The organism is Campylobacter sp. VBCF_01 NA2, assembly GCF_027797205.1.
Lineage (GTDB): Bacteria > Campylobacterota > Campylobacteria > Campylobacterales > Campylobacteraceae > Campylobacter_B.
Map to the genome: position 1 here is coordinate 248,667 of NZ_CP115607.1, position 22,813 is coordinate 271,479.

General features: G+C 36.2%; 26 protein-coding genes and 1 tRNA gene. 10 read left to right on the forward strand and 17 right to left on the reverse strand.

Annotated elements, in window-relative coordinates; genetic code table 11:
* The first annotated feature begins 46 nt into the window (after window positions 1-46).
* Window positions 47-427, forward strand: coding sequence for a hypothetical protein (locus PF027_RS01355; protein ID WP_270872176.1), 381 nt, complete (start codon window positions 47-49; stop codon window positions 425-427).
* Here PF027_RS01355 and PF027_RS01360 read toward each other — a convergent pair.
* From PF027_RS01360 to PF027_RS01370, 3 genes are read right to left on the reverse strand one after another with little or no spacing between them, the layout of a single operon-like run.
* Window positions 424-1,056, reverse strand: coding sequence for an SDR family NAD(P)-dependent oxidoreductase (locus PF027_RS01360; RefSeq protein ID WP_270872177.1), 633 nt, complete (start codon window positions 1,054-1,056; stop codon window positions 424-426). The two genes, PF027_RS01355 and PF027_RS01360, sit on opposite strands and share 4 nt — an antisense overlap.
* Window positions 1,053-2,411, reverse strand: coding sequence for an SPL family radical SAM protein (locus PF027_RS01365; RefSeq protein WP_270872178.1), 1,359 nt, complete (start codon window positions 2,409-2,411; stop codon window positions 1,053-1,055). Before PF027_RS01365 ends, PF027_RS01360 begins: the two co-directional genes overlap by 4 nt.
* Window positions 2,408-2,935 (reverse strand): hypothetical protein, encoded by a 528-nt coding sequence (locus tag PF027_RS01370; protein WP_270872179.1) that lies wholly within the window; start codon window positions 2,933-2,935, stop codon window positions 2,408-2,410. The genes PF027_RS01365 and PF027_RS01370 overlap by 4 nt, the downstream gene beginning before the upstream one ends.
* 141 nt (window positions 2,936-3,076) lie before the next feature.
* On the opposite strand from PF027_RS01370, the gene PF027_RS01375 reads away from it, so the two are divergent.
* From PF027_RS01375 to PF027_RS01385, 3 genes are all read left to right on the forward strand, one after another.
* Entirely contained in the window at window positions 3,077-4,363 is a 1,287-nt protein-coding gene (locus PF027_RS01375; protein ID WP_270862282.1) for a citrate synthase, read from the forward strand.
* Between the two features lie 124 nt (window positions 4,364-4,487).
* On the forward strand, window positions 4,488-5,051 hold the full coding sequence (locus tag PF027_RS01380) for a c-type cytochrome (protein ID WP_270872180.1): 564 nt from the start codon (window positions 4,488-4,490) through the stop codon (window positions 5,049-5,051).
* An 85-nt stretch (window positions 5,052-5,136) separates the two neighbouring features.
* Window positions 5,137-5,619 carry a GNAT family N-acetyltransferase gene (locus PF027_RS01385; protein ID WP_270872181.1) on the forward strand — a complete coding sequence of 161 codons (483 nt, stop codon included), beginning with the start codon at window positions 5,137-5,139 and terminating at the stop codon, window positions 5,617-5,619.
* Between the two features lie 70 nt (window positions 5,620-5,689).
* On the opposite strand, the gene PF027_RS01390 is transcribed toward PF027_RS01385, so the two are convergent.
* Both PF027_RS01390 and PF027_RS01395 read right to left on the reverse strand, forming a co-directional pair.
* Complete coding sequence (locus tag PF027_RS01390) at window positions 5,690-6,121, reverse strand: hypothetical protein (protein WP_270862279.1); 432 nt, start codon at window positions 6,119-6,121, stop codon at window positions 5,690-5,692.
* Window positions 6,118-6,825 carry a DUF4198 domain-containing protein gene (locus tag PF027_RS01395; protein ID WP_270872182.1) on the reverse strand — a complete coding sequence of 236 codons (708 nt, stop codon included), beginning with the start codon at window positions 6,823-6,825 and terminating at the stop codon, window positions 6,118-6,120. The genes PF027_RS01390 and PF027_RS01395 overlap by 4 nt, the downstream gene beginning before the upstream one ends.
* Before the next feature lie 171 nt (window positions 6,826-6,996).
* Between PF027_RS01395 and PF027_RS01400 the strand changes: the two genes are divergently transcribed.
* The gene (locus PF027_RS01400; protein WP_270858312.1) at window positions 6,997-7,227 is read left to right on the forward strand and encodes a YdcH family protein; all 231 of its coding nucleotides are present in this window, start codon (window positions 6,997-6,999) and stop codon (window positions 7,225-7,227) included.
* 50 nt (window positions 7,228-7,277) lie between these two features.
* On the opposite strand, the gene PF027_RS01405 is transcribed toward PF027_RS01400, so the two are convergent.
* The gene (locus tag PF027_RS01405) at window positions 7,278-7,718 is read right to left on the reverse strand and encodes a hypothetical protein (RefSeq protein ID WP_270858311.1); all 441 of its coding nucleotides are present in this window, start codon (window positions 7,716-7,718) and stop codon (window positions 7,278-7,280) included.
* 114 nt (window positions 7,719-7,832) lie between these two features.
* On the opposite strand from PF027_RS01405, the gene PF027_RS01410 reads away from it, so the two are divergent.
* Window positions 7,833-8,417, forward strand: a complete 585-nt coding sequence (locus tag PF027_RS01410) for a PAS domain-containing protein (RefSeq protein WP_270858310.1) — start codon at window positions 7,833-7,835, stop codon at window positions 8,415-8,417.
* Window positions 8,418-8,505: 88 nt separating this feature from the next.
* On the opposite strand, the gene PF027_RS01415 is transcribed toward PF027_RS01410, so the two are convergent.
* The 11 genes from PF027_RS01415 to tagD all read right to left on the reverse strand — a co-directional run bounded on the left by PF027_RS01415 (window position 8,506) and on the right by tagD (window position 18,582).
* A complete protein-coding gene (locus PF027_RS01415) occupies window positions 8,506-9,426 on the reverse strand; it encodes a hypothetical protein (RefSeq protein ID WP_270872183.1) in 921 nt (306 codons plus the stop codon).
* A 17-nt stretch (window positions 9,427-9,443) separates the two neighbouring features.
* Window positions 9,444-9,941, reverse strand: coding sequence for a glucosyltransferase domain-containing protein (locus PF027_RS01420; protein WP_270877299.1), 498 nt, complete (start codon window positions 9,939-9,941; stop codon window positions 9,444-9,446).
* Window positions 9,942-10,163: 222 nt separating this feature from the next.
* Window positions 10,164-10,240, reverse strand: a tRNA-Arg gene (locus PF027_RS01425).
* A gap of 241 nt (window positions 10,241-10,481) precedes the next feature.
* A complete protein-coding gene (locus PF027_RS01430) occupies window positions 10,482-11,303 on the reverse strand; it encodes a glycosyltransferase (RefSeq protein ID WP_270872184.1) in 822 nt (273 codons plus the stop codon).
* A 97-nt stretch (window positions 11,304-11,400) separates the two neighbouring features.
* Complete coding sequence (locus tag PF027_RS01435; RefSeq protein WP_333720480.1) at window positions 11,401-12,585, reverse strand: CDP-glycerol glycerophosphotransferase family protein; 1,185 nt, start codon at window positions 12,583-12,585, stop codon at window positions 11,401-11,403.
* A 17-nt stretch (window positions 12,586-12,602) separates the two neighbouring features.
* Window positions 12,603-13,580, reverse strand: coding sequence for a glycosyltransferase family 2 protein (locus PF027_RS01440; RefSeq protein WP_270872185.1), 978 nt, complete (start codon window positions 13,578-13,580; stop codon window positions 12,603-12,605).
* A 4-nt stretch (window positions 13,581-13,584) separates the two neighbouring features.
* Complete coding sequence (locus PF027_RS01445) at window positions 13,585-14,655, reverse strand: EpsG family protein (RefSeq protein ID WP_270872186.1); 1,071 nt, start codon at window positions 14,653-14,655, stop codon at window positions 13,585-13,587.
* Window positions 14,652-15,641 (reverse strand): glycosyltransferase family 2 protein, encoded by a 990-nt coding sequence (locus PF027_RS01450; protein WP_270872187.1) that lies wholly within the window; start codon window positions 15,639-15,641, stop codon window positions 14,652-14,654. The genes PF027_RS01445 and PF027_RS01450 overlap by 4 nt, the downstream gene beginning before the upstream one ends.
* Window positions 15,638-16,885 carry an oligosaccharide flippase family protein gene (locus PF027_RS01455; RefSeq protein ID WP_270872188.1) on the reverse strand — a complete coding sequence of 416 codons (1,248 nt, stop codon included), beginning with the start codon at window positions 16,883-16,885 and terminating at the stop codon, window positions 15,638-15,640. Before PF027_RS01455 ends, PF027_RS01450 begins: the two co-directional genes overlap by 4 nt.
* 21 nt (window positions 16,886-16,906) lie before the next feature.
* Window positions 16,907-18,172 (reverse strand): Wzz/FepE/Etk N-terminal domain-containing protein, encoded by a 1,266-nt coding sequence (locus tag PF027_RS01460; protein WP_270872189.1) that lies wholly within the window; start codon window positions 18,170-18,172, stop codon window positions 16,907-16,909.
* The gene (gene tagD, locus PF027_RS01465) at window positions 18,169-18,582 is read right to left on the reverse strand and encodes a glycerol-3-phosphate cytidylyltransferase (protein WP_333720380.1); all 414 of its coding nucleotides are present in this window, start codon (window positions 18,580-18,582) and stop codon (window positions 18,169-18,171) included. Before tagD ends, PF027_RS01460 begins: the two co-directional genes overlap by 4 nt.
* A 156-nt stretch (window positions 18,583-18,738) precedes the next feature.
* Here tagD and PF027_RS01470 point away from each other — a divergent pair, with 156 nt between their 5' ends.
* From PF027_RS01470 to PF027_RS01485, 4 genes are all read left to right on the forward strand, one after another.
* Window positions 18,739-20,067, forward strand: a complete 1,329-nt coding sequence (locus tag PF027_RS01470; RefSeq protein ID WP_270872190.1) for a sugar transferase — start codon at window positions 18,739-18,741, stop codon at window positions 20,065-20,067.
* A gap of 80 nt (window positions 20,068-20,147) precedes the next feature.
* Window positions 20,148-20,414: an ACT domain-containing protein gene (locus PF027_RS01475; protein ID WP_270872191.1), complete on the forward strand. Its 267-nt coding sequence runs from the start codon at window positions 20,148-20,150 to the stop codon at window positions 20,412-20,414.
* A gap of 9 nt (window positions 20,415-20,423) precedes the next feature.
* Entirely contained in the window at window positions 20,424-21,761 is a 1,338-nt protein-coding gene (locus PF027_RS01480) for a PFL family protein (protein ID WP_270872192.1), read from the forward strand.
* A gap of 575 nt (window positions 21,762-22,336) precedes the next feature.
* Window positions 22,337-22,804, forward strand: coding sequence for a hypothetical protein (locus PF027_RS01485; protein WP_270872193.1), 468 nt, complete (start codon window positions 22,337-22,339; stop codon window positions 22,802-22,804).
* The last annotated feature ends 9 nt before the right edge of the window (window positions 22,805-22,813 follow it).

Genomic DNA, 22,813 nt, shown 5'->3' on the forward strand with positions numbered 1-22,813 from the left:
TTAAACAAAATTTAATTAAAATCGCGTAAAAATTTAAAGGAAATCCGTGAAAATCGCCGTTGTAATCTATGATAATTTCTCACTTTTAAACCTAGCCCAAATTTTAAACGCCCTAAGTGCTTGCCAGCACAAAGTGCGAATCTATGCGCTCAAAGAAGCCGTGCAAAGCGCGCAAAAAGCCTGCGTGAGGGCCGATGTCAGCGACGATAGCCTCTATGGAAACGACGCTGTAATCATCTGCGACGGAGAGTGCGAGGATTTGGCGTATAACTCAATCTTTACCGCGTGGCTTCGCTCCGGTGCAATAGCGCGCAAAATCATCGGCTTTGGGCGCTCTGCTTTGCTTTTAAATTCAGCGAAATTCGAGAATTTCAGCCATTTTAGAAGCTTCGATGAGGCAAAATTTCTCGAATTTTTAACGGATTAATTTTTCTTTTTTATCCCTACGATACGCGGGCGAATTACGATTTCGCTCAAATTTGACTTGGTTTTATACGCCTCATAGGCGAAATTTGCAATCTCGTCTGGGTCGATATAGGCGCGCTCATCACTGCTCGGCTCAAAGCGCAAATCTGCAAAAAATGGCGTTTGCGTCATATCGGGGCTTATGCAAGTTACGCGCAAATCCTTGCGATACTCTTCAAACAAACATAGCAAAAACGCTCTTAGTCCCGCCTTAGAAGCCGAATACAGCGCGCTAAATCGCGAGTGTCTGTGCGCCTCAATCGAAGCAATGCCGATGATATGGGCGTGCGAGCGTTTGAGCGAATTGATTAGCGCATTTAGGATTATCAAATTTGCGCTTAAATTCACGCTTATCACGCGCGAAATCTCGTCCCCGCTTACCGCCTCAAAAGGGTCGAAATTGCCCACGCCAGCGCATAAAATCACAGTATCAAAGCTCTCTTTGCTCAAATTTGCTAGCTCTTTTTTAAGCGAGGCAGTATCCTCAAATCTCGAATTCAAGGTTACAATTTCAAAGCCGTTTTGGCTAAATTTCCGCGCTATCGCACTGCCGATCCCGCCACCTGCGCCCGTAATCAACGCTTTTTTCATAGATTTTCCTTTATTTTGCGCATATACGCCTCTTTCATCGCGCGCTCGAATTCGTCGTTGCTGGCAAACTCGCGCCCAAAAACCTCGCCCCAGAGCGCCTCGTCCTCCATGCAAAGATAAAAAAATACTTCCTCATGCCACGCGCGCAGGCTAGAATAGGCGAATTTAAACATTTCGAGTTTGATATTTTTAGGGTATGAAATTTTGCCGTTTGCCTGCGAAAATGGCATTTGCAAAATTTTGCTCTCTAAACCTCTGGCGCGCAGTTTTTTGATAACTGGTTTTATAAATGTCAGCGTGCCAAAGGATACAAGTGCTACGCTACTAGGGTCAAATTCACGCACCAATCGCGCAAAAATCACGCTGTATTCATCACGCCAACCTTCGAAATAAATCATCGGGTGAAAGTGAAATCCCACCAAAATGCCCTTTTGCGCCAGTTTTTTGGCAGCATTTAAGCGCTCATCTAGGCTAGCGCTGAGATGTTCTTCATTTTCGATAATGATTTGCGGATTTAGCGAAAATGTCACGATGATGTTGCGCGAAATGTCGTTTTGCAAAAAAAAGGAAATATTATTCGACTTGCTTTTTAGCTCTAAAATCACATTTTCATGCGCTCTGGCGAAGGAATTTAGCGCGCTTAAAATGCCGAAATTATCGCCCCACATGAGCGAATCCGAGCTCTGACCTGTGCCGATATGATAAATTTTATCACTATCAAGGTGCAGTTTCGCTAGATTTGCGCCGAAATTTTCATCAAATCCCACGACGCCGTTTTTGTAAAACGAGCCAATCGCGCAATACGAGCAGTCAAACCCGCACGAATTGATCGCATCGAGCGTGAGTAGATTGCAACAGCGCGTCCCCTCGCTAGCGACAGGACAGCGACCAAGGGCTAGCTTTTCGCCCGCAAAACGCGATATTTCGTAGCGTTTGGGCGTATAGTGCGGAGTGAAATTTTCATACGCGGGCGGGCGCGATTTGATTAGCTCATACGCGGATTTTATGCGCGCGAAAACCTGCTTGCAAGCGTGGTTTGAGGCGGGTTTGGATTGTAAATTTGGCTCTGAATTTACGCTAGGATTTTCGCTGAAATTTGTGTTAGAATTTCCGCTAAAATTTGCGCTAGGATTCCTGCTGAAATTCGAAGCAAAATTTACGCCACGATTTTCGCCAAATTTCGCTAATTTTAAAATTTCCCCCACATTTTCGCCCCAAGCCTGCAAATCAGCGCAAATTTCGGCGATTTGCTTGCGCTCTTGGAAGCTAAAATGCCCCGATAGAAAAAATTCGCGCAAAAGCTCGCTATTTTCGGCGTTTAGTGCGAGTTTGAACTCGTCATTTATTTCACTCATAACTCTCCTATTTTTTCCACATGCGCCCTAAGTAGCGCACAAGTGCTGGCCTTGTCGATTTTAGCGTCGATTAAATGATCGCTTACGACCTTGTAAATTTTAAATTTCACGCCAAATTTAGCGCAAATTTCTTTGAATTTCGCGCTTTCCATATCGTATAAACTTATCGTGGGTGCCGAAATTTTCGTAGTTTGCGGGGTGCTAACGCAGATTAGACTCACCCCTTTTGGCGCACTGTTTTCGCCCCACAAAAACCCCTCGCCGACACTGATTTCATCGCTATTACAACCACAAATTCCAAAATTTATGGCTGTTTTGGGGCTAAATTTCGCCAAAATTTCGCCAAAAATTTGCGCGTTTTCGCCGTTTTTGCCAAAACCCACACCGCAGATAAAAAGCAAAATTCCCTCACCTAGCCACACATTGACGCTTTTTTCGCCAAATTTAACGCTACTTTTTTTTAGTCTAAATCTCTCCACCAGACCCTGCGCCTCGGACTTCGTGGCGCACACAAATACTCTCATAAACTCTCCTAAACCTCGCATTTTAGCAAGCCAAGGCTAGAAAAAAGCTAAATTTGATGAAATTTTGCGTGCATTTTGTTTATTAAAACTACATAAATTTTAGCTATAATCCACGGATTAGATTTTTTAAAAGGGGCGATGATGAGCGAAACTCAATTTTCCAACTCCGTTACCTTGCGCGACAACCGCAATGGCGCGACATACGACTTCCCAATCCTTGATGGCACAATGGGTCCTAGCGTAATTGACATTTCGAATTTTTACAAAGACACTGGAATGTTTACCCTAGATAGGGGCTACACTTCCACAGCCATGTGCAAAAGCTCGATTACATACATTGACGGCGAAAAGGGCGAGCTCATGCACCGCGGATACGATATCGCGTGGCTAGCGCAAAACAAACGCTACCTCGATGTCGTGTATCTACTACTAAATAAAAAACTGCCTAGCAAGGACGAATACAACGCGTTTTTATACGAGCTCAAAACCCGCTCATTTATCAACGAAAAAATCCTAAAACTTTTCGACGCATTTCCAGATCGCGCCCACCCTATGGCGGTTTTGCAGGCATGTATCGCCACGCTTAGCGCGTATTACTCTAAGGATATGAGCTTTGATGATCCAAATGAATATATGGAAATGGCAAAACGATTAGTAGCCAAAATGCCAACATTAGCAGCATTTTATTATCGCCACTCCAAGGGCTATCCTATCATTTACCCTGATTTGGCGCGCGGATTTACGGAAAATTTCTTGTATATGATGCGAAGCTTCCCACACTCGCATGTCGATCTCAAACCAATCGAGGTTAAAGCCCTAGATAGCGTGCTTATGCTCCACGCTGACCACGAGCAAAACGCCTCAACGACGACGGTGCGCACTGTGGGTTCTACTCACGCTCACCCTTATGCGTGCATAAGCGCAGGTATCGGCGCTCTGTGGGGACACGCGCACGGCGGGGCGAACGAAAGCGTAATTCGCCAGCTAGAAATGATAGGCACACCAGAAAATGTCGATAAATACATCGCCAAAGCCAAGGATAAATCCGATCCGTTCCGCCTAATGGGCTTTGGACACCGCGTCTATAAAAATTACGATCCGCGCGCCAAGGTGCTAAAAGGTCTGCGAAATCAGCTAATCGAAGAGATCGGAATCGATACGAATTTAATCCGTGTGGCAAATAGATTAGAAGAAATCGTGCTAAATGACGAATATTTCGTATCTCGCAACCTCTATCCAAATGTCGATTTCAACTCAGGTCTAATCCTAAAAGCGCTCGGAATCCCGACAGAAATGTTTGCCGTAATCTTCGTAATGGGACGAAGTCCTGGCTGGATGGCGCAATGGATAGAGCTCAAAGAGCAAGAAACTATCAAAATTGTCCGCCCTCGCCAACTCTACATTGGCCCAGAGCGCATAAACGAATAATGCCTTATTTAGGGCAAAATTTGGGTTAAATTTAAATGCAAAATTTAACCCAAAATTTTTGAAATAATTTAAAATTTATTAAAATTTTACGCTATAATCCTATGTTTTTATGAAAGGGGTAAAAATGAAAAGAAAATTGTTTTTAATATCTTGCGCGGTATTTTGTTTGGGCTCTTTGTCTTACGGGGCACCAGAGCTCACGGTAGAAACCATGCCAGACGCGGCGAATTTGGATTTAGGCGCATATATGACTCCTGCTAATGCAAGCGAAACAAACGCTAATAGCGAGGTCGCAGCCGAGGCAAACGCGACTGCTGCCCAGCCAAGTGCAGAGGCGAGTGCCGAGGCAAACGCTACTGAGGCAGGTGAAACCACAGCTGATACGAACGCAACCGCAGCCGCTCCTGCACCTAGCATAAGCCCAGAAGTGGCAGAACAAGGCGCATTGCTGTATAAAACCTGCGTGGCTTGCCACGGCGCAAAAGGCGAAAAAACCTACACAAAAGTCCCACCTATCGTAAATTTATCTAGCGAAGAGAGATTAGAGAAGCTCCACGCCCTAAAAGACGGCACTGCAAACGACGGCAAGGGATATTATGGTATGGGCGCAGTGATGAGAGGCCAACTTCGCATAAGCGACGATCAAATCGGCGTTTTAAACGCGTATATCGAATCGTTTAAAAACTAATTTAACTCAAAAATTTTGCTAAATTTGGCCTTTGGCTAAATTTAGCAATCCTAAATTCCTTCAAATTTTAAAATTCGGAGTATTTATGCAAATACGAAGCGCGAAAACCGCGGATTTAGACGCTATCAAAGCCATAGAGGACATTTCATTTCCGCCAAATCAAAGGGTCAGCAAAGAGGCTTTTGGCGAGTTTTTGGTGAAATTCGCTGATGATATTTTCGTAGCCTGCGAAAATAATCAAATCATAGGCGAGATTGTGTCGCTATGCACAAATGAGCGAAATTTCGATGATGATATGTTTTTTGGCACTAAATTTTACGACAAAGACGGCGCGTGGCTAATGGGGCTAAGCCTTGGCGTGGTGCCAGAATTTAGGGATTGTGGGATTGGCTCTGCGCTGATAGGCACCCTGCAAACACACGCCATAGCGCGCGCAAAAAGCGGAATCGTGCTAACCTGCGAAGAGCGTTTGGTGAAATTTTACGAAAAATTTGGCTTTGTAAATGAGGGAATTTGTAAGTCAAAATTCGGCGATAAAAGCTGGTATCAAATGCGCTGGGAAATTTAAAAAGGGCTAAATTTAAGCAGAAATTTGGAAGAGAACATAAAATTTATCTAAATTTAACCCTGAATTCGCGCTAAATCGCGCGTTTTTTACTTTTTAATAATGCAATAATGCCAAAAAGTCCAAAAATAATGCCAATCACGCTAAGTAGGCCTTGATATTTCGCAAAGGCTAGCTCATCGTATTTGCTAACGCCAAAATTCTCATCAATATCTACGCTAAATTCGCTTCTGTGCTCGCCGTGGTCGCTCTGCGCGCTTATTTCGACGCGGTATTTCCCGGGCGCAGGTGGCAAAAAGGCTAGTTTGCCGTTTTCGTCCGTCTGCGCGATTTGCATAGCAAGCGCACTTTCACCCTGATAAATGCGCACTTTGGCGTGTTTGGCTGGGATAGAAGTGGCAAAATTCGCATTGATTATCACGGCTTTATCATGCGTAATATTGTAGCTAATACCGTGCGCAAACGCCAAAATAGCGCAAAACAAAACGCTAATTAAAACTCTCATTTAAGCTCAAATGTGATTGAGGTTTGGATTAAGAGTTTGTTGGCATTTGGGTCTGAATACTCGCTCCTAGCGCTTTTGGCAGCGATTACATTTAGCCCTTTTTCGACTGGGATTAGCGCGATACCAAATTCATTTGTGCTAAATTCCCAGTCCTCATGCACACCAACTTCAAATTTTGTTTTTGGCGAAGGTTTGCCGTTTTTGAGCACCAAAACAGGGAGTTTGTCGCCCTCTTTTAGTGAAAATGGATTTGTAAGAGCGATGATTTCGAAATCAAGGCCTATCGGGCTTAGCATTGCTTCGTTCCACGAAAAATAAGTTTTACCTATTTTTAGGCTTCTTGAATTTGCAAAAACTGCGCCTTTAACGCTCTTTAACCCGCCTTTGACGAAGCTTCCGCCCTCATCGGTTTCTATCCAATACCCAGCGTCGTAAATTCCGCTCATTACAGCTGGTTTGCTGGCTGTCAGCACGACAGGCGTGGCGTTTGCGTCGTCAAATTTATAATCAATTCCTGTTTTGATAGGTTTTAAATTTTCATCGTAGCCGTTAGCTGCGATTAATTGCTCGCTGGCGTATTTTTCATACTCGCCATGAGCCCAAAATTTGACTTCGTATTTGTTCGTGTCGATGTTTTGGATAACGATTTGGTGGGCATTTACACACATGCACAATGCAACGAATAAAAGTGCTTTTTTAAACATAAAATTCTCCTTGAATATTATTAAAAATGGATTAGTATTATAGCGACTAAATTTTAATATTAATTGAATTTTGGTGTTACGAATATAAATTTTTTCTTTCGTTGCAATATATACGAATTTTAAGCCCTTTTATGCTAGACTAGTAGGCTATTTCAAAGAAAAGGATATGTTATGTTTCACGAATACAGAGATTTAATCACTGAACTTAAAGGCAAAAATGCACGCTTTGATGCGTTGTTTGAAAAACACGATGATTTAGATCATCAAATCGCAGCCGCAGTCGAGGGCAGAGTGCATATGAGCGATTTAGAAGTGGATTCTCTAAAAAGAGAGAAACTTCGTGTAAAAGATGAAATCGGTATGTTTTTGGCTAAGATTAAAGCTGAAAAAGAGGGCAAATAAAAAGGTTGCGCACTCCGCGCAACCATAAATTTAATATCAAATTTATAAAATTACAAAAATAATTTATCTTCCAGGCTGTGTAAGCGTTGTAATCCGATATCGATGTATTCCATTAATTTTTCGTTGTTTTTGACCAAATCGTCGTAGTAAGCTTTGGCTTTTTCCTTCGCTACGAAGTCAGGTTCGACATATTTTATGCCTGATTTAAACAAACCCTTTGTTTCGACAAAATATGTGCCCCAGATCTTATCACAATGCTCAATGCTAGATTCTGTAAAGCTCACGATCGAATCATACGCGACATTTCCAAGTAACTCTTGCAATTTATTAGCAGGATTTTTCAAAAACGAGTAAAAATCCTTAAACGGAGCAAATACCTGCTCTAAATTTTGCGCTGAGTCCTGATAAATCCCTTTTTTGACGCGAAACATCATCATTTCTTGCGAATTTACAAATCTCTCAACAGCTTTTATAGTATCCGCTTTATTCACTGGAAATTTCCTTTGGTTGAATTAATATAAATCGCTATTATAACACAAATTTATAAAATTTATGTTAAAATACCAGAACAAAAAGGATAATATATACAAAAATAGGAGGTAAGTATGGAAAGACCTGTTCCCATAGATGAACAAATCGAGTTGGATTTCAGCAAAATCATCATCTCAAAGACGGATCCTCGCGGTATCATTACCTATGTCAATGATTATTTTTTGGAGGTTAGCGGATATAGCGAGGGCGAACTCATCGGCAAACCACACTCTATCGTCAGGCATCCAGATATGCCAAAAATCGCATTTAAGCTAATGTGGGATAGCATTTCTAAGGGCAGACCATTTACGGCTGCGGTGAAAAATCTAGCCAAAGACGGCAGGTATTACTGGGTCATCGCCAAGCTCGATCAAGTCATCGACCCGCATACCAAAAAGGTCGTCGGACACACGGCTATATCGGAGCATACGGCATTTCGCACGCCAGCGCCAGCCGAGATAATCCAGCAAATCGAGCCGATTTACAAAAAACTAGTCGAGATCGAAAATAGCTCCGGCATAAAGGCTAGCTATGAGTATTTGGAGGGGTTTTTGCACGCCAACAATACGACTTATGACGAATTTATCGAAGGGCTTGTTACAAAAAAGGGATTTTTAGACAAACTCCAAGCCAAATTTGGCAAAATTTTTGGAAGATAAATTTAGGTGAAATTTAGCGTGCCGAATTTTATTTATAGAATTCGGCACTGTTTTTTGTAATATTAAATCTAAACAAAATAGGGTTTTGTCACCAAGAATAATTTACTATAAAACAAGCTTCTGGATATTCTGTAATCGTATGTAAGCGAGTTTTTATTTCGCGAAGTGGTTCGCCTGTGCATTTCATAGCATCGTAGGCTTCATCGGAAAATTGAAAATTTCCGTTTGGTGTATAGTAAATGCCATCTTCTTTTCTAAAACTTCCACCATGAAAATATTTTCCATCAAATCCATAAAATGGATAATTCCAATCTGATGACCAAAAATAATTTCTGCCTAGTCTAGATGTAACCAAAAGAGGTATTATGGGATAATTTCGTGATGCGTTTATAGTGACAGGAGCGAAGCGAATAGGCTTATTTTCTATCCATACCTTATATTTTCCTTCGAGTGGAGTAATGCGATTTAAGTCGTTTTGCATGGCACTCATCCGTTGATAATTGTAGTTATATTGAGCTTCTAAGGCATTTGCGTAAGCAGATGATTGTATGATTAAAAAATAAGCAGTAAAAATTACGCAAGCATTTACCGCTGCTTTTATTGGTTTTATGCCACGATCTATGCAACCTAGGAAAATAATAGAAACAATAACTCCAAAACCCATAAAGACTCTTGGGACAAAAGTAGGGTTTGATAAGACTAAATAAGCCCCTGTTTGCAACACAAAACTAACTACTATACAAATAATAGTTAAAAATAGGGCTAGAATTTTGTTTATTTTGCTTTTATAAACCATAAATATGATAAATGCTATGAGTAGATATCTAAGTGAAAATTTTAAAAATATTTCATTTACATTTTGGGAGCCGTTTAAAGCTAATGTCGGCACAGATAAGGTATATAAAATATTTATATAAATGGAATCTAATAAACTATCAGATACTGCTGTGCCAGCGTAACCTGCTGTAACTGCTTTAAGAAGAGCGATTTTATAAAATAGTAGTGGCAAAATAAAACATACAAGTGCTACAAGGCAAAGTTTAAAAATTTTATTCCATTTTTACCTTCAAGAGCCATTTTTAGAGCCAAAAATATACTTATGATTATAAAAACACCATTTGCTGCTTGATATGTCATAGACATAATCAAAACAGAAAATAGCGAAATAATGGCAAAAAGTGGCAATCTTTTGACAAATAAAAATGGAAAAATCATCAACGCTAATGCTATTGCCATAAACGGTGAATCAAATTTAAAGCTCATATTTTCTAAATAAAATGGACTTAGTCCAACAGGCACAGTTGCCAAAACTGTCATAAAATTTAGTTTATTAGTAAAAATTTTGCAAAGTGCTAATGAAGCTAAACTAACTATGCCTAATGCTACTAATTGTGGAATCGGCGAAATGTCTGTATTAAAAGTAAAATCCATGTGGATGATTTTGGTAAAAAATTCGCTTCCATAACGGCTATATCCATAAACAGGATCTAAAAATCCCGGAACCCCATCTACTGCTCTACGCAAATCATCTTTATAGCTAATATTTGCTCTTAATAATGCAAAATAGCCGATCAGATAAATTCCGTAAATAATAGCAAAATATTTTTTAAAATTTTTGTCAAAAAAATCTCTGTAAATCGCAAAAAAGCCTTGATTTCGAAATTTAAGTTATGTGCTTGTTGTACCTGTCTTCTAATTTGCAGATTTTATTTTAAGCAAATTTGATAAAATTTATTGTGTAGAAAGTGGTGCGCCCGAAGGAATTCGAATCCCTGACCTTTTGAACCGCAATCAAATGCTCTATCCAGCTGAGCTACGAGCGCACAATGAAAAAGAATTTTGATTATACATTTTTATAGCTTAAATTTAGCAAAAAATAAGTAAAAATTGTGCATTTATGCTTACTTTTGCTTTTAATTTTTGGTAAAATTTACTTGGTCGGATTAAATTTAAAAAAGAGTTATAAATTTAAAAATTTATAATCAATCCCCAAATTTTGCAAAGTTTTTATCACTCTTTCGCAGTTGGCGTTTTTGAAAGTGTTGCAAATGTCGCAAAATGAATCTAATTTTTACTTCGCAAAAGTGAGTAAATTTTTGATAAAATCGCTTTTGGGAGCAAACGAACGATAAATTTGACACTAGTATTTCGCAAGAATTCATAAAAATTTAAAAATCTAAGCTTATAAAATTCTCTTTGAACTTTGAATTCGCTAATAGCGTATTTTAGGCCACCGCGACGGCTTAGTTGTGATTTGCCTGCTCGCATTTTTACTAGCATTTCAGGGATATTGTAAAATTTCGCTCCGTCCAAAAGCATTCTAACCCACAAAAAATAATCTTCTGTCATTAATGCTTTTTGATAACTTCCAGCTTTTAAAACGCTTGATTTCTTAAACATCACACTTGGGTGATTTAAAGGGGAGCGCATTTTGGCAAATTTAGCGATTTCATCGTGATTTTGCGGAAGTTTTCGGTAAGCATAAATTTCGTTTTCGTCATTTTCAAATTCGCCAACCCACGAACCACAAATATCTAAATTTGGATTATTTTCGAAAATTTCGAGCTGTTTTTTAAATCGATTTGGCATAGCAACATCATCACTATCCATTCTGGCTACCATTTCAAATTTACACTTTTCAAGTCCGATTTTTAGGGCATCTCCTAGTCCCATATTTTTTTCAAGTTTTACGATCTCTAAAATTTCACCAAGCTTATTTTTCCAAATTTCAATCATCTCGTAAAGCTCATCTGTAAGCTCACCATCTTCGACTAAGACGATTTGATTTGGCTTGATTTCTTGCTCATCATAAATGCTTTTTAAAGCTCTATCTAAAAACTGGGCTTTTTCTTTGATATAAACGGATATTAGGACGGAGAAAGTCATTTGGTTTTCCTTTTACAAAATCCAATCAGCTATTTTTAGAGCAACCATTTTTGTATAACTGCCTATCTGAATGCCTTGATAATTGATTTTAACCACTTTATTTTCCATTGTTTATATTTTGCATTATCAAATCACCAAGCTGTCTGCTTGCAGTTCCATTTTCGTAACTACCCATTTCATTAAAATGTTTTTCTATTCTGCTCAAATAATCATCATAATTAAACTTTTCTATATTTTTTTGCATTTCTTCATTAGAAAGTGCATATAGGCTAGGCATTTCTTCCATTGTTACACAAAGTCCTTGATTTTTTATGTAATCATCTAAATCTGGCACATATAAAAATACTGGTTTTTTTGTCAAATAAAAATCCCAAGATGATGATGAATAATCCGTTATAAGGACATCACTTATTAACAAAAGTTCTTGCATATCTTCATACCAATCTACATTTATTACAGATTCTGAAATTTTAAATTTACCAAGTGCTAGATGATGACCACGAAATAAAAATATAAATTTTTTATTAAATCTTTTTTCTAATGATTTTAAAGTTTCTTCTATATTTAGTTCGACTGCAAAATCGTCTGTATTTCTAAAATTTCCCCTAAAAGTCGGCGCATACAAGACTACACCTAAATTTTTATCAATTTTCAATTTTTCTTTTATTTTGGATATTAATTTATCGTTATTTTCTTTGAAAAATAGATCATTTCTAGGATAACCTATTTTTAAAAACACACTCTCATCTACTCGCCAGTATTGCGCGATATCTTTTATGAAACGATAGTTTGGAGATAGTATAAAATTTGTAGATTTTCTACGAAGAACATAGACTAAATCATAAGTTAGTTTTATGCGACCTTTTGATATAGAGTTTGAATTTGGCGATAGTGATTTGTATGCTGTGCCATGCCAAGTGCATACGAAAAACTGATTTTTCCGTTTTGGCAAAAACGGCTCGATTGTGGCCCCGCTAACATAAACTTTGCTAGTCATAACATAATAAAAGAATTGAAAAGATAGAAATTTTATCTTTTTAATATTTTTATATCGGTTTAACTCATCGCTTTCTTTATCTATAACAAAAATAAATTCTAAACTATCTTTATGCTTTTCATATAATTCCAAAAAAAGATATTTTTGATTACAGGCAAATCTTTTATTAAAACTACTTAGAACAATTCTGTTTTTTTTGATAGGAATAATACAAAAAGCCAAGCACAAAAATCTCATAAAGCACATTATTGAAACTTTTAGCAAATCTTTTATTATGTAATACATCGTAATCCTTTGTTTATTTAATGAGATTTTAAGCTCAAAAATAGTTTTTCAAATGATTTTGGACTTAGATAAAATAAAACTAATTGTAATCCAACTTTTAAATTTGTTTTTAATGCAAATAAAATATCCAAATTTTCACGCACATATTTATGATATTCGTCAATTTTGTATTTGAATTTGGTGTTTTTCTCTTGCATTGCCATTTTTGCAAGCATTAAATTTGCAATACATAAAGCCAAATTTATCTCTCTATTTAAATTTGGATATTTTTTTATTATTTTTTTTGTTAATCCGTCATAAACATTTGTTATATTCAAATGTTTTTCATTAAAAGACCTTGAAGTTGAGCCTATATTTTGTCTATAAGAATATAAAATTTTATTTGATATTATGATATTTTTTATATCACTAAAAATATCATAATATAAATATACATCCTCATAAATTATCCCAACAGGAAATCTTAAATTCGCAAAAATATCCCTATGGTACAAACATCTACAAATAAAATTATGAAATTTAGGTTTAGAAATAAGATAATTTCTAAAAAACTCTTCTGTACTGTAAGAATTTACTTCACTATTTGAATTTTTTTGTTTTATAACTTGAATTTCTTCTATTTGAGTAAAATTTTCAAAACTTATCATTGCAATTTTTGTATTATACTTTTGAATCATTTCAAAAAGCGTCCCAATATAAGCTTCATCTACCATATCATCGCTATCTACAAAAGCCAAATATTCACCCTGCATAATATCAAGTGCTCTATTTCTGGCTGCTGCTTGACCTTGATTTTTTTGGTGAATTACCTTTATACGGCTATCTTGCCTTGCAAATTCATCGCAAATTTCACCACTTTTATCAGTGCTACCATCATCGACTAGAATTATTTCTAAATTTTTATAAGTTTGATTTGTAACTGAGTCTAGGCACTCTTTTAGATATTTTTCGACATTATAAACGGGGATTATTATTGAAATTAATGAGTTATTCATTTTTTTACCTTTGAAATATTGACTGATACGGTATGATTGCTCTTGTGGCACCAATAGCATTTATATCGGCATTACTAGTGATTTTAATGCACATAGCAAAAAGTAGAAATAATACAACAAATAATGCATATTTGCTATATTTGGTTTTAGAAATAAGCAAAGAAATAGAACCAAATATAAGTGCTATTGCGGAACTATCAGCTAATCTATGAAAAATAAAAATATCCTTCATCAAAACCCTTGATATTGCAAGATAAAATAAAAAAATGCAAGTTAAATTATAAAATCTACCAAGATATGATTTAAAATCATATTTAGTCTGAAATGCAAAAATCAGCGCAAAAATAGCAAAATAAATAAATATTCCAAGTCCAGTGGCAATTTCTGCATCTCTGTTAAATTCACTAAATTCATAATTTGCATACGGTGTATAGCGAATAATGTAATTCATAAATAAATCCGCTAGATTGATATATTGTAATGCAAAAATACAAGCTAATATAAATAAATTGACGCGGGTATTAAAAAATTTAAAATTAATTTCACACATTAAAAGCACTATACCATTAAATATTATTGATTTATGAAATAAACAAGAAATAATAATCCAAAATAACATTGCTAATCTTTTTTTGGCTAAAAAATATTTTACGGCAATCAAAAATACAACTAATGCAAAATCTTGCCTAACAAAAACATAAGAATGTGTATAATAATAAAATATATAGACAATAACAGCAACCCATAAATATTTTTTTTCAAATAGATTAAAAAATATTAATAAAGATAGGAAAGCTGGAACCACAAAAAACCAATGTATATCTAAATTTAATGCATAAATCAATTTTACAAATAAAATCCAACTTATTTCCCAATCTGATAAATATTGACCACTGGTTATTAAATTCATATAATGTGGGTAATCGATACCTATGTTGTATCTAAGTGCTAATGGCACAAATAAAATCAAAAAACTAGTCCATTTAAAAATAAATGCTAAATTTTTATTTTCTGTTTTTGAATATAAAAAAATAAACAATGAAGCCGAAATATAAATAGCAATGTAAAAAATCATTTTTTAAATACTTTATATATAAAATTATATAATTTCGGATTTATTTTAAATAGTTGTAACAAAATTGCTCTTTTTAAATTTATTTTATAAGCAAAAATAAAATCAAAATTTTGTTTTACTATTTGGCGACTCTCTTCTAATTTTTTGCTATATTTTTTATAATTATTTTGCAACATAATCTCCGTATATAAAACAAGTGCGATATTGCATTTATAAAAATTTGCATACTTTTTTAAATCGCTATATTTCTCTACAATTTTATCTGCAAATTTATTTGCAATTTCAATTTTGCTTAATTTTTTCTCATTAAATTTTTTCATTATGGAATCTTCTTGTTGTCTATAAAAATATAGCTTTTTATCGCAAAATGCAACGCTTTTACTCGAATTGTATGTCTCTATGATTTCAAAATAAATATCCGTATCTTCAAATAAAATTCCTTCCCTAAATCTCAGATTTTTAAAAATCTCTTTATTATATAAATTTGTCCAAGCCGTGGTCATAAAAGCATTATAAGGCAAAAAAGAAAGTTTAAAAATATCGTGTGATGACAAAACAAAATCTTTGCTATTTGAATTTTGATTTTTATATTCATCTAATTCTTTAATGTTTTTAAATTTACAAAAACCTATCATAGAAATTTTTGTATTATACTTTTGTATCATCTCAAAAAGCGTTTGAATATAACTTTCATCTATTATATCATCGCTATCTACAAAGGCTAGATACTCGCCTTGCATTATATCAAGTCCCGCATTTCTAGCACTTGATAATCCACCATTTTGCTTATGTATAACTCTTATACGATTATCTTTTTTAGCAAATTCGTCACACATTTCCCCGCTGCTATCAGTAGCACCGTCATTAATCAAAATAATCTCTAAATTCTTATAAGTTTGATTTATGATAGAATTTGCGCACTCTTCTAAATATAGTTCTACATTATAAACTGGAACTATCACAGAAATTAATGGATTTTCGCTCATTTTTTGCCTTTAAATTTATCGTTGTATCTAAACATTACCCAAAATCCAAACAAACACGCAGCAAGGTAGCCTACACCGTATCCCGCAACTGCACCAAAAGCTAAAAATTTTGGTATAAAAATAATGTAACCGATAGCCGAAAATAGCAAAACCAAAGCCCATTTATAGATTAAAATTTTGCCAAATTGCATTTTGATGATATAAATATTTAATGCTTCATTTAAAAAAATAAATGGTAAAACTACAAGTAAAATTTCAAATACAGGGATTGTTCCACTAAATTTTGCCCCAAAAATCAAATTTATAACTAGTGGAGCTAAAAAATATAAAATAACTGCCGTTAAAATTGCCATTGCAGACATACCAAACGCAAGTTTTAAGACATTTGATTTTATGATTTTTATATCGTCAAATTTATAGACAAAAAGCGGAGCAAATGAAATCGCTATAATAGGCGAAATGGCAGTTACAATGTTTAAAAGCGACATAGCCGAAGTATAAAGCCCTAGCGAAAACTCATCGCCTAAATGCTTTAAAAACATAAAATCAACTCGCCTACAAACTATCATCAAAATAATCCCAGCAAAAAACGGCAAACCAAGTTTTAAAAATTTATAAATTTGAGCTTTGTCATAGGTAAAAAACCACTCTTTTGTTAAAATTCTATAAACCACCAAAAGCCCAAAAGCTATCAAAAATAGCTCAAAAGCTGTTACAAAGCCGTAAGCATAGATATTCGTAACACCCAAATAATAAAGAGCTAAAAACATTAAAAGTTTGATTATATGTGTTGCCATAACCAAAACCGAACGATATTTTATCATAGTTTGCGACTGTAAAAATGCCGTGATAATCGCAGAGCTTTCATTTACTAAAATAGACGAAGCCATAACAACGCTTAAATAAAAAATCTTTATGTCATCTGTAAAAAATACAAACAAAAGCAACGCTAAATACGCAACCACCGACGAAACAAACCTTATAACAAAGCCGTTTCCCATTATTATTTTGCGTTCTGCGGCATCAGCATTTGTTAGGCGCGGAACAACGATTTCAGCTGGATTTATATACGAAAGAGCAGAAAAAATAACAACAAGTCCTAAAATATACTGAAAATTCCCATACTCTTCTACACTTAGCACACGAGCTAAAATCATAGTAACAGCTAATCCCATTACTATTCTAACTCCGTGTTCGCATAAAAGCCAAGCTATATTTTTTACTATTTTAGGGTTTATCGCCATTTTGTTGCTTTTTAAAATTTTTTAGGCTTTCAAATTCTTTCTCGCTGAGATTTCGCTTTTTAGCAAAACCCAAAACACACCCAAAACACCACCTAAAAATGTCGCAATCGCTACGATTAAAAGCTTTTTAGGCTTCACAGGGGATTTGCTAGTTATGATAATGTCATCTTTTATGATGACATTGCTTAAATTTTGTTTTTCTAAACTCGCCTTTAAAATCTCTTTTTGATTTTCTAGTTTTGAAATTTCATCTTTTTTCTCATCTATGGAGTTTTGAATTTTAACTATATCGTCGTTTTTAGTCTGAATTTGATTTTGCAAATCCGTTTGCGATACAAGCAAATTTTCTTTATCTTTCAAAAGATTAGGAATTTTTACAAATTCGCTATCGTGCAAATCGTGCTCGAATTTTTGTTTTGTCGTCGTGGTCGCACTCATATAGCGATTTCGCAAATCATTTAACCGCTCTTTTAAAATAATTGCGTTATTTTGATTTAAATTTGGATTTTTTAGCTCTTTTTCTATGCTTTGAATTTCTGCGTCCAGTTTCGGAATTACATTATTTATAAGCTCATCATAAGCTTTTTTGTCATTTGGCAAGACTATATTTTGCAAATTTGCGATTTCTTTGTCTTTGTTTGGCATAAAAATTTCTTCTATCTGCCTTATGCGATTTTCAAGTTTTGGAAGCTGCATATTTTGGATATGGCTTATTTGAATTTCGCTATTTTTTAGACTATTTTGCAAGGTTTTTATTTTCGCGTCTGCATTATAAAGAGCGTTTTTAATGCGACTTTCTTGCAAAGATATGTTTGGTTTATAAATTTCTTGCTCTTCTTTAACGATTTGATTTATCAAAGCGACGGCTTCATCGTTGCTTTTGCCCATAACTTCGATGTCAAAAAAGTCGTTTAGGTTGTTTTTTGTGCCACTTATTTTTGCTGGGGCTATCTTTTCTACAAATGCACTCTCTTTTGGCTGACCTTTTAGAGCGTCAATATATTTGCTTTGAATTTTATTTATTATCATATCCGCATTAGCAAAAAGCTCTTTTTTGTTTTCGCTTATATTTTTGTAGTAAGGCACTGAAATTCTAGCATTTGCGCTATACCACGGCGTGGCGATTATGGTGTATAAAACGCCCAAAGCGAAAAACGCTAGTGTAATCATAGCAATGCTAAATTTATCTTTCCAAATTTTGCCTAGTAACTCGAAAATATCGATTTCATCGTCTTTTTTGAAAATTTCATTTTGCGAATTAGCTGAATTCATTAAATTTTCGCTCATTTTCCGTCCTTATCTTTTAAATCTTTTTTTATCTGTGTTGTTGAAATCTCCGGCGTTCGTTTTAGATAAACCACTTCGCAACCTTCGTCTTTTAAAAAGTCAAATTTGCCTTCCCAGTCATCGCCGATGACGAAAGTATCGACATGATACAAATGCACATCTTCCTTTTTTTGCTCCCATGAATTTTCTGGGATTACGAGATCTACATAGCGAATCGCTTCAAGCAGGTGTTTGCGTTTTTCGTATGAAAAATAGCATTTTTTTTGCTTTGAATTCCAGTTAAACTCATCGGTCGAAAGCGCCACAATAAGGTAATCGCCAAGTGCTTTTGCACGGCGAAGCAAATTTATATGCCCATAATGAAGCATATCAAATGTGCCATAAGTTATAACGCGTTTTATACTTTTCAATTTTTATCCTTAAACCAAAATTTGCTCTAAAAATGAGCTTTGAATTTCGTTTTTCGAAAATTCAATTATTTCAAAAATCTTAAAAATTCTAATTTTATCAAAATTAAACTAAAATTTGGCTACAATGTCGCAAATTTATTTTTGGAAAATTTAATTATGAAAAAATTTTATGCTATGGCTATACTTTTGGTGGCCGATGTTTTGTGTATTTTGATATCGTTTTTCATCGCTGTGAGCGTGAGAAATTTCATAGAATTTGATTTTGCTGGTAACACTCATCAGCATTATACCACCTATCTTGGCTCATTTTTTATATATGTTTTGATTATCGGCACATTAGCGTATCGCAAAATTTACACCAAACGCTATGATTTTTGGCATGAAAGTTACATTGTGTTTTCATCGTGTATGTTTGCGCTGGTGATGATTTTTTTCTTGCTTGCGATTAACAAAAATGTCTCGCACTCGCGATTTGTGATATTTTTGGCGTTTGGATTGTGCGCGGTTTTGATACCGATGTGCAAATTTTTTCTTAAAAAATACCTTTACCGCGTGGGAATTTGGCAAAAAAACGCTAGGGTTATCAATGGCGATAAAGAATTCCGCCGCGAAATCTTTAAAAACCACTATTTGGGCTATAAATTTACCCGTGGTGATGATTACGAGACCGTTTTTATCGCAAATAAAAATTTGAAGAGTATTGACGAGCTAAACAGGTTGGTCGAAGAAAATGTCATCAAAAACCGCGAGGTGATTTTTACTCCCGCTTTGCAAGGATATGATTTTGCTGGCGGGGAAATTTTCAGCCTTTTTAACTCTCGCACAAATTTATTTATGCTGGAAAATTCGCTCTTAAAGCCAATGAATAGGTTTTTTAAACGCTTTGTTGATATCGCGATGATAATGTGTGCTATGCCTTTGCTTGTGCCGATTTTCGCTATCGTGATAATAGCTATGAAAATAAATGAGCCGCGTGGTAGCATTTTTTTCTCTCATCCTAGAATGGGCAGATACGGCAAGACTTTTGGTTGTTTGAAATTTCGCTCGATGAGAGAAAACTGCGATGAAATGTTTAAAAAATATTTAGAGGAAAATCCGCAAGAAATCGAGTATTATCAAAAATATCACAAATACGAAAATGATATTCGCATAACAAAGCTTGGAAATTTTTTACGCAAAACCTCTATTGATGAGCTTCCGCAACTCATAAATGTCCTAAAAGGCGATATGAGTATTGTGGGGCCTAGACCAGTGCTAGAAAAAGAGTTTGAAATGGGCGATGCGACGAGATACGAAAGGGATATTGTTTTGCAAGTTCGCCCTGGCGTAACAGGACTAGCGCAAATTAATGACCGCGAAAAATCAGAATTTGGCGATAGGGTGAAAATGAATATCTGGTATGTCAAAAACTGGACGCTTTATATGGATTTTATCATTATTTTAAAGACAATTAAGCTTGTTTTAATGCGAGAAAGCGCAAGCTAAAATTTGGAATTTCAAAATTCCAAATTTCCCCCAAATTTGCTATAATCCCCCTTTAAATTTCACATTTTACAAGGATACACATGAAAGCAATTGTAACAGTAGTCGGCAAGGACAAGGTCGGCATCGTAGCTGGCGTAGCTACCAAGCTAGCCGCACTTGGCCTAAATATCGACGATATTACGCAGACCGTTTTAGACGAGTTTTTCACAATGATGGCTGTGGTCAGTAGCGATGATAAAAAGGACTTCACGGCCCTTCGCAGCGAGCTTGAAGAGTTCGGCGTTAGTCTAAATGTCAAAATCAATATCCAAAGTTCGGCGATTTTTGACGCCATGCACAATATCTAAGGCGCGAAAATGAATATCAAGCAAGTAACCGAAACAATCTCGATGATCGAGGAGCAAAATTTCGATATCCGCACCATTACAATGGGCATTTCGCTTCTTGATTGTATCGACGCAAACCCCGAAAAAGCCTGCGAGAAAATTTACACCAAAATCACAAAAAAAGCCGAAAATTTAGTCGCTGTTGGCGATGAAATTTCAGCCGAGCTTGGTATCCCAATCGTCAATAAACGCATCTGCGTAACGCCGATTTCGCTCATCGGTGCGGCCACGGATTTAGATGATTACACGATTTTTGCGCGCACGCTAGACGAGGCCGCGCACGCTGTGGGCGTGAATTTCATCGGCGGATTTAGCGCTCTTGTGCAAAAAGGCTACCAAAAGGGCGATGAAATCCTAATCCACTCAATCCCGCGCGCCCTAGCTGGAACCGAGCGCGTCTGCGCTAGCGTAAATGTAGGCTCGACCAAAACCGGCATAAATATGTCTGCTGTGCGCGATATGGGCGAAATCATCAAACAAACCGCAAATTTAAGCAAATTTGGTTGCGCTAAACTCGTGGTTTTTGCAAACGCCGTCGAGGACAATCCCTTTATGGCGGGCGCATTTCACGGAGTAGGTGAGGCTGATGTGGTTATAAATGTCGGTGTATCAGGTCCTGGCGTGGTCAAACGCGCCTTAGAAAAGGTGCGTGGAGAGAGCTTTGATATACTCGCTGAAACCGTCAAAAAAACCGCCTTTAAAATCACCCGCATAGGCCAGTTGGTCGGCTCAATGGCTAGCGAGAGGCTGGGCGTGAAATTTGGCATTGTGGATTTATCGCTAGCTCCGACGCCTGCTGTGGGGGATTCTGTGGCGAGAGTGCTCGAAGAAATGGGCTTGGAGCGCGTGGGCGCGCACGGCACGACAGCTGCGCTTGCGCTTTTAAACGACGCGGTCAAAAAAGGTGGCGTCATGGCGTGCAACCAAGTCGGAGGCCTATCTGGGGCGTTTATACCGGTCTCTGAGGACGAGGGCATGATAGAGGCGGTCAAGGCTGGCGCGCTAAATTTGGAAAAATTAGAGGCGATGACGGCGATTTGCTCCGTGGGGCTCGATATGATTGCGATTCCGTCCGATACGCCCGCAGCTACGATTTCAGCGATGATAGCCGATGAGGCCGCAATCGGCGTGATAAACCAAAAAACTACCGCCGTGCGCATTATCCCGCTAGGCCAAAAGGGCGATATGATTGAGTTTGGCGGATTGCTAGGCTCTGCGCCAGTGATGAGTGTAAATTCGGCTTCGTCGGCTGAATTTATCGCCAGAGGCGGGCAAATACCTGCGCCGATTCATAGTTTTAGGAATTAAAATTTTAAATTTTAGTTTTGGTTTAAATTTGCAAATTCTCGCAGTGGCGCAAAATTTGCCATTGCGAGAATTTTACGCCAGCGAAATTCCATAGCCTTTGATTTGTCATTGCGAGGAGCTGTTTTAACAGCGACGAAGCAATCCACGAGCTTAAATTATCCAAATGCAAATTTAACGCAAGGAATTTTAAGGTCGTAGATTGCTTCGGCGTTTCACGCCTCGCAATGACAGATTAGGCAAAATTTATGCTCATTTTGTCATTAAGAGAATTTTGTGTTAGTAAAATTTGTGGAAATTTATGAATTTAAAATTCTCGACCTTCAAATTTGCAGATTTTATAAAATTCTGCAAATTTTCCATTTTATTTTGTACCAACAATACAAAAATTTCACAAATTCCATTAAATTTAATAGAATTTTAATTCAAATATAGGCAAACTTAAAAAATTATAAAATTATAAAATAACCAACGGAAACTTATATCAAATTTTACTGAAATTGATAAGAGAAAATCCGATTAAGTTCCGTTGAGCCTTTTTAATTATCATAATAATAAAAACTAATAAAGGAATTCTAATGAAGAAAATAATAGCTGCTATAACTATATTATTAGTTTCAACATTTTCTGCTTATTTTATGTATGAATCATGGAAAGAAAAAGAATTAAAACGATTAGAACGAGAAATTGTTCTTTCATATTTCCCAGAACTTAATAGAGAAATATATATTTCTTCATTTCCTGGAGATGGTGTAGCAAGTGGTATAATGCATAAAACAAATAAATTTCTATTAGTAATGCCAGCTTGGCTATATTATTATAAAGATGCTGCTAATAATGAGGAATTCTTTATTGATGAGTATAAAGAAGGGTGTTTATTAGGTAATTCAATAGAAATGTGTGCAGAATTAGTATATATGGCAGAGAAATATGTTCATGATAGTGGATTCTTAGAGCATAGAAATTATAGTAATAACTTATTGCAGAGGTATAAAGAAAAGAATAAAATTAAAGAGGAATTAAGAATTATAAAAGGTCTTTATTAATTTAGTAGG

What these genes read in the sequence shown, in the direction of transcription:
- PF027_RS01360 (WP_270872177.1), bottom strand. Translation starts at nt 1,056, where the DNA reads ATGAAAAAAGCGTTGATTACGGGCGCAGGTGGCGGGATCGGCAGTGCG.
- PF027_RS01365 (WP_270872178.1), bottom strand. Translation starts at nt 2,411, where the DNA reads ATGAGTGAAATAAATGACGAGTTCAAACTCGCACTAAACGCCGAAAAT.
- PF027_RS01370 (WP_270872179.1), bottom strand. Translation starts at nt 2,935, where the DNA reads ATGAGAGTATTTGTGTGCGCCACGAAGTCCGAGGCGCAGGGTCTGGTG.
- PF027_RS01375 (WP_270862282.1), top strand. Translation starts at nt 3,077, where the DNA reads ATGAGCGAAACTCAATTTTCCAACTCCGTTACCTTGCGCGACAACCGC.
- PF027_RS01380 (WP_270872180.1), top strand. Translation starts at nt 4,488, where the DNA reads ATGAAAAGAAAATTGTTTTTAATATCTTGCGCGGTATTTTGTTTGGGC.
- PF027_RS01385 (WP_270872181.1), top strand. Translation starts at nt 5,137, where the DNA reads ATGCAAATACGAAGCGCGAAAACCGCGGATTTAGACGCTATCAAAGCC.
- PF027_RS01390 (WP_270862279.1), bottom strand. Translation starts at nt 6,121, where the DNA reads ATGAGAGTTTTAATTAGCGTTTTGTTTTGCGCTATTTTGGCGTTTGCG.
- PF027_RS01395 (WP_270872182.1), bottom strand. Translation starts at nt 6,825, where the DNA reads ATGTTTAAAAAAGCACTTTTATTCGTTGCATTGTGCATGTGTGTAAAT.
- PF027_RS01400 (WP_270858312.1), top strand. Translation starts at nt 6,997, where the DNA reads ATGTTTCACGAATACAGAGATTTAATCACTGAACTTAAAGGCAAAAAT.
- PF027_RS01410 (WP_270858310.1), top strand. Translation starts at nt 7,833, where the DNA reads ATGGAAAGACCTGTTCCCATAGATGAACAAATCGAGTTGGATTTCAGC.
- PF027_RS01430 (WP_270872184.1), bottom strand. Translation starts at nt 11,303, where the DNA reads ATGACTTTCTCCGTCCTAATATCCGTTTATATCAAAGAAAAAGCCCAG.
- PF027_RS01435 (WP_333720480.1), bottom strand. Translation starts at nt 12,585, where the DNA reads ATGTATTACATAATAAAAGATTTGCTAAAAGTTTCAATAATGTGCTTT.
- PF027_RS01440 (WP_270872185.1), bottom strand. Translation starts at nt 13,580, where the DNA reads ATGAATAACTCATTAATTTCAATAATAATCCCCGTTTATAATGTCGAA.
- PF027_RS01445 (WP_270872186.1), bottom strand. Translation starts at nt 14,655, where the DNA reads ATGATTTTTTACATTGCTATTTATATTTCGGCTTCATTGTTTATTTTT.
- PF027_RS01450 (WP_270872187.1), bottom strand. Translation starts at nt 15,641, where the DNA reads ATGAGCGAAAATCCATTAATTTCTGTGATAGTTCCAGTTTATAATGTA.
- PF027_RS01455 (WP_270872188.1), bottom strand. Translation starts at nt 16,885, where the DNA reads ATGGCGATAAACCCTAAAATAGTAAAAAATATAGCTTGGCTTTTATGC.
- PF027_RS01460 (WP_270872189.1), bottom strand. Translation starts at nt 18,172, where the DNA reads ATGAGCGAAAATTTAATGAATTCAGCTAATTCGCAAAATGAAATTTTC.
- PF027_RS01470 (WP_270872190.1), top strand. Translation starts at nt 18,739, where the DNA reads ATGAAAAAATTTTATGCTATGGCTATACTTTTGGTGGCCGATGTTTTG.
- PF027_RS01475 (WP_270872191.1), top strand. Translation starts at nt 20,148, where the DNA reads ATGAAAGCAATTGTAACAGTAGTCGGCAAGGACAAGGTCGGCATCGTA.
- PF027_RS01480 (WP_270872192.1), top strand. Translation starts at nt 20,424, where the DNA reads ATGAATATCAAGCAAGTAACCGAAACAATCTCGATGATCGAGGAGCAA.
- PF027_RS01485 (WP_270872193.1), top strand. Translation starts at nt 22,337, where the DNA reads ATGAAGAAAATAATAGCTGCTATAACTATATTATTAGTTTCAACATTT.